The 9,993-nt window shown below is 61.2% G+C and carries 8 protein-coding genes; all 8 read right to left on the reverse strand.

Annotated features, from left to right (window positions below):
• Positions 1–6 precede the first annotated feature (6 nt).
• Positions 7–780: an ABC transporter permease gene (locus HZR81_RS13930; protein WP_102841317.1), complete on the reverse strand. Its 774-nt coding sequence runs from the start codon at positions 778–780 to the stop codon at positions 7–9.
• The gene (locus HZR81_RS13935; RefSeq protein ID WP_102841318.1) at positions 777–1,523 is read right to left on the reverse strand and encodes an ABC transporter ATP-binding protein; all 747 of its coding nucleotides are present in this window, start codon (positions 1,521–1,523) and stop codon (positions 777–779) included. Before HZR81_RS13935 ends, HZR81_RS13930 begins: the two co-directional genes overlap by 4 nt.
• Before the next feature lie 100 nt (positions 1,524–1,623).
• Positions 1,624–2,613: an ABC transporter substrate-binding protein gene (locus HZR81_RS13940; RefSeq protein WP_063543425.1), complete on the reverse strand. Its 990-nt coding sequence runs from the start codon at positions 2,611–2,613 to the stop codon at positions 1,624–1,626.
• Between the two features lie 145 nt (positions 2,614–2,758).
• A complete protein-coding gene (gene recR / locus HZR81_RS13945; RefSeq protein WP_102841319.1) occupies positions 2,759–3,358 on the reverse strand; it encodes a recombination mediator RecR in 600 nt (199 codons plus the stop codon).
• Positions 3,359–3,435: 77 nt separating this feature from the next.
• Positions 3,436–3,762 (reverse strand): YbaB/EbfC family nucleoid-associated protein, encoded by a 327-nt coding sequence (locus tag HZR81_RS13950; protein ID WP_008567825.1) that lies wholly within the window; start codon positions 3,760–3,762, stop codon positions 3,436–3,438.
• Between the two features lie 19 nt (positions 3,763–3,781).
• The gene (dnaX, locus tag HZR81_RS13955; protein ID WP_500128461.1) at positions 3,782–5,806 is read right to left on the reverse strand and encodes a DNA polymerase III subunit gamma/tau; all 2,025 of its coding nucleotides are present in this window, start codon (positions 5,804–5,806) and stop codon (positions 3,782–3,784) included.
• Between the two features lie 151 nt (positions 5,807–5,957).
• Positions 5,958–7,697: a group II intron reverse transcriptase/maturase gene (gene ltrA / locus HZR81_RS13960; protein WP_500128462.1), complete on the reverse strand. Its 1,740-nt coding sequence runs from the start codon at positions 7,695–7,697 to the stop codon at positions 5,958–5,960.
• Positions 7,698–8,814: 1,117 nt separating this feature from the next.
• Positions 8,815–9,960, reverse strand: a complete 1,146-nt coding sequence (pdxB, locus tag HZR81_RS13965; RefSeq protein ID WP_444816821.1) for a 4-phosphoerythronate dehydrogenase PdxB — start codon at positions 9,958–9,960, stop codon at positions 8,815–8,817.
• Between the last annotated feature and the right edge of the window lie 33 nt (positions 9,961–9,993).

Raw genomic sequence — 9,993 nt, forward strand, 5'->3', positions numbered from 1 at the left:
CCAATCCTAAACGTACTGGTAGCGCAGCATTCGCTGCTTGAACTTCTCCAGCACCACCTGATCGATCAGGGTCGCGAGAATGGCGATCACCAGGATGTTCATCATGACCCCCACCATATCGGCGATCTCCCCGGAGTAAGCCAGCGAGCGACCCAGGCCCTGACCGAAACCGATCAGCATCTCGGCGGAGATGAGTGCACGCCAGGCATTACCGAAGGCCAGCTGGGCACCAGTGATCAGCTCTGGCATCACCGCCGGCAGGTACACGCGGCGCAGCAGCTGCCAACGCGAAGCACCCATCACCCGTGCGGCCGAGACATGCACTGGCTGCACGCTCTCGGTGGCGTTCATCACCGAAAGCGCCATCGGGAAGAACGCCGCCAGCGCCACCACGACGATGATCGGCAGGTTGCCAAAGCCCATCACGATGAGAAACAGTGGCACCCACGCGATCGACGGAATCGACTGCAGGATGACAATGGCCGAGCGCAGGATCTCGCGGAAGAAGAACAGCACGCCCCCAACCAGGCCGAAACCGATGCCGAACAGCAAGGCGAAACCATATCCACTGCCCAGGCGGCTCATGCTGCCGTACAGGCCTTCGCGGAACTCCGCTTGCTGGATCGTGGTGATCAGACGCTCGACGACGGTCGGGATACCCGGCATGAGGAACGCAGGCAGGCTCCAGGCCGCCACCTGCCAGATCAGCAGGATGAACAGGATGGCCAGAACGACGGCGAGATATTTCTTCGGGCCGGTAAGACGACGAGCCTGACTCATGGGTGCGCTACCTCCGTCTTGATGCCCAGCAGGCTGAGGATTTCCTTACGCTCGGCAGCGAAGTCCGACAGGTCGTGGCTTTTTTCGCAATGGGTGAAATTGAACGTCTTGAGCACCCGAGTCGGCCGCGCACTGAACACCAGCACATGATCGGCCAGATACAGGGCTTCATCGACGTCATGGGTAACCAGCAGCACGGTCGGCTGATGCTCCTCGATCAGCTCGCGCAGCACATCCTGCAGCGCCATGCGAGTCAGTGCATCGAGGGCGCCGAACGGCTCGTCCAGCAACAGCACCTCGGGCTTGGCAATAAAAGCCCGGGCCAGGGCGGTACGCTGGCGCATGCCACCGGAAACCTGGTGCGGATAGTAGTGCTCGAAGCCATTGAGCCCGACACGCTCGAGCCAGACGCGCGCCTGCTCAAAGGCCTCGCCCTTGGCCACGCCCTGCAGCTCGAGCGCCATGGCCACATTGCCCTGCAGGCTGAGCCAGGGATACAGCGCATGCTCCTGGAACACCAGCGTTCGCCGCGGGCTCGGCTCGGTGATCGGCTTGCCATCGGCAAGCACGCGGCCAGCGCTGGGCTTCTCCAGCCCCGCAACCAGATGCAACAGGGTCGACTTGCCACAGCCTGAAGGCCCGACCAATGCAACCAGCTCGCCCTGGGCGAACTCGCCGCTGAACCCCTTGATGACTTCGAGCTGCCCGAAGCGCTTGTCTACTTCTTCAAACCTGAGTTGCATAAAAATCCGCAAATCCAGAAACGAAATTGCCCGGCAATGCGGGCGATGCAAACGGCCCGGCGCAAGGCCGGGCCCGTGTGGTTCCAAACAGAGGGAGCGATCAGAGCTGGCGAGCTTCCTGCCAGGACAGATCGACGATGGCACTGGTGTCGAACGGCTTGCCATCGCGGGTCTTCAGCGAACCGAGCTCCTGCAGAATGTCCGCCAGCTCCTGAATGCGCGCCAGATCGTCCTGGCCAAGCTTGGCGCTGAAGGTCTGGGTGCCGATCGCCTCCTCGATCACCACCTCGCGAGCAAGCTCACCACGCTTGAGCGTTTTCAGCGTCGGTTCGGCGATGAAGTAGTCGGCGATCAGCTTGGCTGCCTCGGCTGGCTGCTTGTCGAGCATCTCGATGGCATCGCGCTGAGCATCCAGCGACTTCCAGACGGCGTCCTTGCGCTTGGCCAGGGTGTCGCCGGAGGTGATCACAACCATGCACGGGAACGGCCACACTTCACCGATCTCGTAGACCTGCTGAACCGGTGCAACCAGCTGCGCGATGCGATCGTATGGCTCGAACAGGAAGGCGGCATCGACACGTCCGGAGACCAGCGACTGCACCGCAACGGCCGGGCTGACACCCATGATGTTGACGTCGCTCGGCTTGAGTTCTGCGCTTTTCAATGTCACGCCGCGCAGCACCGCATCGGCCGTGCTTCCTTCTTTCTGGGAGGCAAGGATCTTGCCCTTCAGGTCCGCAACCTTCTCGATGCCCGAACCCTCAAGCGCCACGATGGAGTGGTAGCCCTGCTGAGCACCGCCCACGACCTTGAGATCTGCGCCTTTGGAAGCCCAGGCTACCGCATTGGTGAAGCCGAGCACGCCGGTATCCAACTGCCCGCCAACGATCGCCTTGATCAGATCGGTACCGGAGCTGAACTCGATCAGCTCGACATCAAGGCCGTGCTTCTTATACAAGCCAGCCTCATGTGCAACCATGGCCTGGGCATCGTCCATCACGCGGATGTAGCCAACCTTGAACTTCTCCTGCGCCTGAGCAAACGCGCTCAGCAACAGCAGAGCCGGAACCAGCCAATGCTTTGCTTTCATTTCGACCTCGATTCGAATAGCCAGTACATATAACCAGAACGAAGGACTATATTCGTTTTAGTTATCTAACGTTAATGGCTTAGAACTGTACCTGAATCACACGGGAAACGGCACTACCGAGGTGGCATATCATCAATGCTGCAGGTTATAGGCTGATCGTCTTGCGGCCGGCCAAGGCATGGGCGAGGGTTCCGCCGTCGACCAGATCCAGTTCGCCGCCCAGCGGAACGCCGTGGGCGATTCGGCTGATGGTCAGCCCCTTGGGAATCAGCATCTGCGCGATGTAATGCGCCGTCGCCTCCCCTTCCACCGTGGGGTTCGTCGCGAGGATGACTTCAGTGAACGCGCCGTCCGCAACACGCGCCAGAAGCTCGGGGATGCCAATGGCTTCCGGACCCAAGCCATCGAGTGGAGACAGATGCCCCTTGAGCACGAAGTAACGTCCACGAAAGCCGGTCTGCTCGACCGCGAACACATCCACCGGGCTCTGCACCACGCAAAGCAGCGAATCGTCGCGCCGCGGATCAGCGCACTGTGGGCAGAGGTCGTCTTCGGTCAGCGTGCGGCACTGCCGGCAGTAGCCGACCCCTTCCATCGCCGCCGTCAACGCCTGCGCCAGGCGCAGGCCACCGCTGCGGTCGCGCTCGAGCAACTGCAACGCCATGCGTTGTGCGGTCTTTTGCCCGACGCCAGGAAGAATGCGCAGGGCATCGATGAGTTGCCGAATCAGCGGGCTGAAGCTCATGAGCGTCTCGGTTTGAATCACTGGAAAAGCGGGCCGCTCCCTGGCAAGCGGAACGGCTCGGGTGGGACTTTGATGGATCAGAACGGCATCTTGAAGCCCGGCGGCAGCTGCATCCCGGCGGTCATGCCGGCCATCTTTTCCTGACTGTTCTGTTCGATCTTGCGCACCGCATCGTTAACAGCTGCGGCGATCAGGTCCTCGAGGATTTCCTTGTCTTCCTGCATCAGGCTGTCATCGAGGCTGACGCGCTTGACGTCATGACGCCCGTTCATCACCACGCTGACCAGGCCGGCACCGGATTGGCCAGTGACTTCGGCGTTCGCCAGCTCTTCCTGCATCTTCTGCATCTTTTCCTGCATCTGCTGCGCCTGCTTCATCAGGCCGGCCATGCCACCTTTCATCATGGGTATCACCTCAATTCGATCAGGGTTCTGAGTGTTCTACGGGTTCGATGGTGCCTTCACGGATCACCGCGGCGAACTGCTGCATCAACTGCTGGACCAGCGGATCCGCATGAATCGATTGCTCGGCGGCACGCTGTCGCTCGGCGCGACGACGCTGCGCGGCCTGCGCCGGCGTTTCCTGCTCGGGCTTCTGCAGCACGATATCGAGCTGCAGCGTCCGCCCGTGGTACTGATTCAACGCATCGTTCAGCCGGCGCTGCTGCGTCGGGTTGAACAGGGCGCTCTGCGCCGGGTCGAGGTGCATCAGCCAGCGATCGCCCTCCACCGAAATCAACGTGCAGTTGGCTGCGATGCTGCCAGTCAGGCCGGACAGACCGAGCTTGAGATAGAGCTCCAGCCATTCGGCAGCCAGCCCGGTGGCAGGCTCAACCGCCGGCAGCGGCTCGGCCTCCTGCTGGTCCGTCTTGTCCTGCTGCAATTCTTCGAGGTACGCCTCAGCCTGGTTCTCCACCTCGAAATAGTCTTCATCAGTCAGCGGCGGCTCGTCATCGTCAGGCTCTTCGACCTGGACCACGGCGGCCACATGATCAGGCGGACCGTCCAGCGCTGGCTCCGGCTGAACGGCATCGGACTCGACGGCCACCGGCGCCACCTCGGGCGGCTCGTTCCAGGGCACATCGACCACTGGCACCGGCTGTTCTTCAATCGCTGACGGTGCCGGTGGCTCTGCCGCGGCGGGCTGCTCAGGAGCGACTGCGGCCGGCGGCTCGACAGGGCTGGTGGCCGCCACCACAGCAGCAGACATCGGCATCTCTGAGGCGACAGGAGCCTCTGGAGCGGAACTAGGAACAGGCGACACGCCGGGAGCAGCGGTATCGGCCACCGCTGCAGGCTTGGAATCAGCTGTGGCCGGGCTGATTCCCAAATTCTTTAGCGATGTTCGCGGCGCGTCATCCGTATCCGCCGGACGGAACGCCAGCATACGCAGCAGAACCATTTCGAAGCCACTGCGCGGATCGGGCGCCAGCGGTAAATCGCGGCGGCCGATCAGCCCCATCTGGTAATAAAACTGCACATCTTCGGCTGGCAGCGCCTGGGCCAGTGCCAGCACCCGATCGCGATCGCCCTGGCCGTTATCCACCGCATCCGGTAGCGCCTGGGCGATGGCAACGCGATGCAGCACATTGAGCATTTCCGCCAGTACACCGGCCCAATCCGGGCCCTGTTCGGCAAGATGGCGAACGGCTTCGAGCAGCGCCCGAGCGTCGCCCTCAAGCAGCGCCTGCAGCACGCCGTAGACCTGACCGTGATCAAGCGTGCCAAGCATCGCCCGCACATCGGCGGCCAGCACCTTGCCCTCACCGAAGGCGATCGCCTGGTCGGTCAGGCTCATGGCGTCGCGCATCGAGCCGTCCGCGGCGCGCCCGAGCAGCCACAGCGCATCTTCCTCGAAAGGCACATTCTCGACGCCAAGCACATGGGACAGATGTTCCACGACTCGCTCCGGCGGCATGTTCTTCAGCGAAAACTGCAGGCAGCGCGACAGGATGGTCACCGGCAACTTCTGCGGATCGGTGGTCGCCAGCAGGAACTTGACGTGGGGTGGCGGCTCTTCGAGGGTCTTGAGCAGCGCGTTGAAAGAGTGCGACGAGAGCATGTGCACTTCGTCGATCAGGTAGACCTTGTAACGTCCGCGGCTCGGTGCGTACTGCACGTTGTCCAGCAACTCGCGGGTGTCCTCGACCTTGGTGCGGCTCGCGGCGTCCACTTCGATCAAGTCGACGAAGCGTCCTTCATCGATCTCCCGGCAGACCGAACACTGGCCGCAGGGTGTTGAGCTGACGCCGGTCTCGCAGTTCAGGCACTTGGCGATGATCCGCGCAATGGTAGTCTTGCCGACGCCGCGGGTACCGGTGAACAGATAGGCATGGTGCAGACGCTGGTTGTCCAGCGCGTTGATCAGGGCCTTGAGCACATGCGTCTGGCCGACCATTTCGCGGAACGAGCGCGGACGCCATTTACGTGCAAGAACCTGATAACTCATAACACCATCGCGGGGAACTAGGCAGGTCGGGTAGGGACAGGCCATTACTGGCCCGTCCCCCCTAAGAACCGTACGTGCGGCTTTCACCGCATACGGCTCAAGTTTACGAAAAGCCAGCCAAGAGGCTAACCGACATTAATGGTGCGAGATATTAGCATCTCTGGCCACCGTATCGCAGAGTTACCTTTTCACGCCGGCTATGCACCAGCGCATGACAGTTGGGATGAAGCAGCACACGGTTCCTCAAGGTATCCGTCCCGCCGTCCACACGCCTGATGACGTGATGGTCGTGCCAACCGGTTTCCTTGCTGATCGCATGCCCGCACAGGGCACATAGCCCCTTCTGCCTACGGAAGATGCTGAGGATCTGTCCTCGATAACGCAGCGTGTGCTGCATCCGTTGAACCCTCAACGCCTCCCACTTCAGCTCCTGCGTCGCGTCGTAGGGCTGATACTCTCCCGATAAACGCTTGTGACGCACGATTGCGGTCTCCGCCAGCTCGTACAGCCGCCGGAACTGCCTTTCTCCCTTGCCATTTTTGTAGGGATACGCAAACACCCAGTTCTGCCCACCTATGGATCGGAAGTATTTTTTCCTGATCCAGTCAGCCGACTTCCGCGGATGCCTCCGCTTCGCCCACCTCCAGAGTCGCCAGAAGATAAGGCTATCCAGCTTGCTGAAGGTTTGTTTTGCCACGACCGTGGAGTGGTATTGCGCCCACCCCTTCAGTACCGGGTTCAGCTGGCCGATCAACGCGTCCTGCGTCAGTGCTCCGCTGCCTTTGATGATCTCACGCACTTTCCGATAGAACGCCGAGACGTTCTTCTTCGAGGGCTTGATCAGCAGCTTGGCATTCCTATACGGCGATTTCGGCACGTACTTCCTGAAATTCCACCCCAGAAAATCGAAGCCTTGGTGGATGTGCGTGATCTGCGTTTTCTCCCGTGACAGCGCAACTCCTCGTACCGACAGAAATTGCTCTACCCAGGGCTTGACCTCTTCCTCCAACAGCTCTTTCGAGGCTGCAGTTACGACGAAGTCATCCGCATAGCGAACACACTGTACCTTGCTCTTCTTAGCGTTCCGGGTCCCCAACTTGTTCACCAGATGGCGCTTTAGCTGAGTCTCCAGACCATTCAGGGTGGCGTTTGCCAGACAGGGCGAGATGATCCCACCCTGCGGCGTCCCGGCCTCCGTAGCCATGAGTTGTCGCCGGTCGATAACCCCGGCCTTCAACCATTTGCGCAGTACCGTCCTGTCCATCGGTACATTCCAGCACAGCCACTCATGGTTAATGTTGTCGAAGAAACCCTTGATGTCGCCTTCCAGAATCCAGACCGGCGCCGTTTGCGGCGACAGCAGGTGGAAAAGCTCAACCATTGCGTCAGCAGTCGAACGATCCGGGCGAAACCCATAGGACTTCGGATCGCTGGTGCTTTCCACGACAGGTTCCAACACTTGCAGATACAGCGCCTGCATGGCCCGATCCAACATGGTCGGGATACCCAGCGGGCGTTTCTCATGCTTTCCAGGCTTCGGTATCCATACCCGCCGCAGCGGCCTGGGCCGATAGCCTCGCTTTTTCGACAGACGTCCCACGGCATGGAGCTTGGCCTGAGGCGTTCCCCAGGTTTCTCCATCGACACCCGGCGTCTTGCGACCCCGGTTCTCCGTGACTCGTCTTACGGCCAGACAGCGGCCATAAAACGAGTGGGTCAGCAGGCGTTGCAGGCGTTTAACCCTGCGCCAGTCGCCTTCCCGAGTTGCCTGCGCAATCTTTAGCTGCGTTTTCCGAACGGATTGTTGAATCCTGGCCCAATCGAGATCGTGCCAGTTCTTCACCCCGTCGAAGGACGCAGACGCGACCGGTGCTGCCGGTTGCGTTTTCATACTGTCCTCCTGATATGCACGACATTCAGGACGGACTACTCCCCTATGGGCAGTAGTCGCCCATAGGGTCGTTTGGTTATCGCTGGAATCAGCGGCTCTTCTTGCGCTCGTAAACCAGATGCACGTCAGCCAGGGTTGCCCCTGCCGGTAATGTCTCAACCGGTATGCCACCCATTACAGGTAGCCCTTCGCTTTTTGCATCCTCCCATTCCCCACACCCATCAGCGCCCCTTGCAGTTTGCCTGCCTGACCGATGTTGCTGCCCAGGCGGGTGGTCGGGATTGCCACGTTCCCCGAGACGCATCAATTCCCCGTTTAGGCTTCGTCTCTCCCCCGGCAGTCTGCGGTACCGCATCACCTCATCCCACAGTGATGACCGACTGCATTGCCGTTTTTGGCTGAGGCCAATAATTGCCGTAGGCCCGTCCATTATGACGAGGGTTCTGGCGACGATTCACATGTGTTAGCCATGCGGGTTGGGTCATTAGCCTCGACACGTCCGTGCAATTCGGACGCGAAGCGTTCTCCGTCACCGGATAACACCCTCTTGCGAGCGAGACATTGTTAATCGGGCTTCACACCCCAGGGTTGGCCCCTGACGCATGCCGATCTAATGAACGGGCAGGTACATGCCCGGCTCGGTACTCCCTGTGCAAGCGGAGCTGAGCAATGCGTTTCGGAGCTTGACGCTCCGTGCTTGGTTCAACGTCCCCAACGTCTCACGACGGTGATAAGGCTCTATGCCAAACAAGAGGACGAAGTTCTGCCCTGAGGGCGGAATTCACCCTCAGGCTTAGACATTTATTTGTAACAATCCAGACGGGCCGGAAAGCTACTTTCCTGTGTCTGCACCTCACTCTGAACCCATTTTGGGCGCGAACTGATGCAGATTTATTGCCTAGCTTCGCTAAAACGCAGAGCGTCCGAAGCATAGGTTTACCAGGCAGAGCCGGTACATTGACTGCTGTTTTAAGCATTAACCCCCTGATAGCAAAGGGTTTGGAGCCATGGTGCAGTAAACCAAACCAAGCACGACACGTACACACGTGTCGCACAGGACGGGTAATGCTAGCGGAGCAGGATGGAAATTGCATCCAAGCTGCGCCCGATCTGCCAGCTAGTGCAGCAAGCGGGCCCCGAGCGCGCTGACAACCGTTTCCAGCGCTCGGTTGTTCCCCTCTATCCGCACGGCGAGCCCGTCGATCTCGCGGCGCGTCGGGTAGCCTTTGCGCAGCAGATCGAACGCTGTCCGGCGCTGCGCGTCGTCGCCGACGAGGCTGCGGCGGAAGTCGGCATCGTCGCGGCGCGGGTCGTAGACTGCCCGGCACAGCGTTGCCAGCATCTCGGCCGGCTCTGCCGATGCGGCGAAGGTCAGCTCGGTCAGCGCAGCACCCGGCATCAGCTGCGCCAGCTGGACGGTCGGCTCAAGGCCGCGTGTAGCGCAATAGGCCGCATGGATCTGCGCCGTGCCGCGCAATTTGCCGTCCAGACTGTAACCGGCAATATGCGGCGTGGCGATGCGACACAGATCAGCCAGTTCGACGTCCACCTGCGGCTCGCCTTCCCAGACATCCAGTACCGCCTCGAGGTCCGGGCGCTGCAGTAGCAGATCACGCAAGGCCGCGTTATCCACCACCGCCCCCCTGCTGGCGTTGATCAGCCAGGCGCCCGGTCGCAGCTTGCTCAGCCGCTGCCGGTCGAACAAATGAAAGGTCGGGCAGTCGCCGTTCATGCTCAACGGGGTGTGCAGACTGATGACATCGCACTCGGCGATCACTTCGTCCAGCGACACGAAACCGCCAGCTTCGCGCGCCTGGCGCGGCGGGTCGCAGACGCGCACGTCCCAGCCGAGGCCCCGCAGCACCTCGACCAAGCGCCCGCCTACCTCGCCGGCGCCCACCACGCCGAAACGACGTTGCGCCAGCGCTTCGCCGCTGACCTCGGCCAACGCCAACAGGCCGCCCAGCACATAATCGACCACCCCCCGCGCATTGCAGCCTGGCGCGCTGGCCCAATCGATGCCAGCCTGCTCGAAATAGTCGAGGTCCAGATGGTCGGTGCCGATGGTGCAGGTGCCGACGAAGCGCACCGCCGTGCCTTGCAGCAATTCGCGGTCGACCCGCGTCACCGAGCGCACCAGCAGCACATCCACGCCTTCCAGCGCCGCCCGGTTGATACTGCGGCCGGGCATGCGACGAATCGCTCCGAGACCGGCAAAGAACTCATCGACCAGCGGAATATTTTCGTCGGCAAGGATGTGCATGGCATGGCTCCGGTTGGGGGAAGCACATTCTAG

This window comes from Pseudomonas sp. LM13, from assembly GCF_041381355.1.
In the GTDB taxonomy this organism is placed as follows: domain Bacteria; phylum Pseudomonadota; class Gammaproteobacteria; order Pseudomonadales; family Pseudomonadaceae; genus Stutzerimonas; species Stutzerimonas frequens.

Coding starts and splice junctions, on each gene's coding strand:
- HZR81_RS13930 (WP_102841317.1), bottom strand. CDS start 780: ATGAGTCAGGCTCGTCGTCTTACCGGCCCGAAGAAATATCTCGCCGTC.
- HZR81_RS13935 (WP_102841318.1), bottom strand. CDS start 1,523: ATGCAACTCAGGTTTGAAGAAGTAGACAAGCGCTTCGGGCAGCTCGAA.
- HZR81_RS13940 (WP_063543425.1), bottom strand. CDS start 2,613: ATGAAAGCAAAGCATTGGCTGGTTCCGGCTCTGCTGTTGCTGAGCGCG.
- recR (WP_102841319.1), bottom strand. CDS start 3,358: ATGAGCTTCAGCCCGCTGATTCGGCAACTCATCGATGCCCTGCGCATT.
- HZR81_RS13950 (WP_008567825.1), bottom strand. CDS start 3,762: ATGATGAAAGGTGGCATGGCCGGCCTGATGAAGCAGGCGCAGCAGATG.
- dnaX (WP_500128461.1), bottom strand. CDS start 5,806: ATGAGTTATCAGGTTCTTGCACGTAAATGGCGTCCGCGCTCGTTCCGC.
- ltrA (WP_500128462.1), bottom strand. CDS start 7,697: ATGAAAACGCAACCGGCAGCACCGGTCGCGTCTGCGTCCTTCGACGGG.
- pdxB (WP_444816821.1), bottom strand. CDS start 9,960: ATGCACATCCTTGCCGACGAAAATATTCCGCTGGTCGATGAGTTCTTT.